Source organism: Pseudomonas sp. PGPPP1 (genome assembly GCF_002255865.1).
Classification (GTDB): Bacteria; Pseudomonadota; Gammaproteobacteria; order Pseudomonadales; family Pseudomonadaceae; genus Aquipseudomonas; species Aquipseudomonas cremoris.
Window position 1 is genome coordinate 1 of sequence record NZ_NKIG01000096.1, and the last position, 871, is coordinate 871.

General features: G+C 54.2%; 2 protein-coding genes and 1 pseudogene. All 3 read left to right on the forward strand.

The window, feature by feature from the left end; genetic code table 11:
- Window positions 1–62: 62 nt before the first annotated feature.
- Window positions 63–239 carry a 50S ribosomal protein L30 gene (gene rpmD, locus CFE47_RS31305; RefSeq protein WP_003186033.1) on the forward strand — a complete coding sequence of 59 codons (177 nt, stop codon included), beginning with the start codon at window positions 63–65 and terminating at the stop codon, window positions 237–239.
- Window positions 240–242: 3 nt separating this feature from the next.
- Window positions 243–680: a 50S ribosomal protein L15 gene (gene rplO, locus CFE47_RS31310; RefSeq protein ID WP_003176407.1), complete on the forward strand. Its 438-nt coding sequence runs from the start codon at window positions 243–245 to the stop codon at window positions 678–680.
- Window positions 681–871 (forward strand): annotated as a pseudogene (gene secY, locus CFE47_RS31315) (preprotein translocase subunit SecY); the annotation flags it as partial.

Here is an 871-nt window from a genome sequence, read left to right on the forward strand (position 1 = left end):
ATGCAATCTCCTGAGTCCATCGCTGCTAAGCGTGGTCTGACTGTCAAGGAGATCTTCTGATCATGGCTACCGTTAAAGTAACGCTGATCAAAAGCATGACCGGCCGCATTCCTAACCACAAACTGTGCGTTAAAGGTTTGGGTCTGCGTCGCATCGGTCACACTGTAGAAGTCCTGGATACTCCCGAGAATCGCGGGATGATCAACAAGGCTTACTACATGCTGCGTGTAGAGGGTTAATCGATGAAACTCAATGATCTGAGTCCAGCGCCGGGTTCCCGTCGCGAAAAGCATCGTCCGGGCCGTGGTATCGGTAGCGGTTTGGGTAAGACTGGTGGCCGTGGTCACAAAGGTCAAACCTCCCGTTCCGGTGGCACCATTGCTCCAGGCTTTGAAGGCGGTCAACAGCCGCTGCATCGTCGCCTGCCTAAGTTCGGTTTCGTTTCCCTGAAGGCCATGGATCGCGCAGAAGTGCGTCTGTCCGAGCTGGCTAAAGTGGAAGGCGACATCGTTACTGTGCAGACCCTGAAAGATGCCAACGTGATCAACGTCAACGTACAGCGTGTGAAAATCATGCTGTCCGGTGAAGTGACTCGCGCTGTCACTATCGGCAAGGGAATCGGCGCCACCAAAGGTGCGCGTTCGGCTATCGAAGCAGCTGGCGGCAAGTTCGAGGAATAAATGGCTAAGCAAGGTGCTCTCTCAGCGCTCGGCAAAGGCGGTATGTCTGAACTTTGGGCTCGTCTGCGTTTTCTGTTCCTGGCGATTATCGTCTACCGAATAGGCGCACACATCCCGGTTCCAGGTATCAACCCGGACCGACTCGCAGACCTGTTTCGACAGAATGAGGGGACCATTCTTAGCTTGTTCAA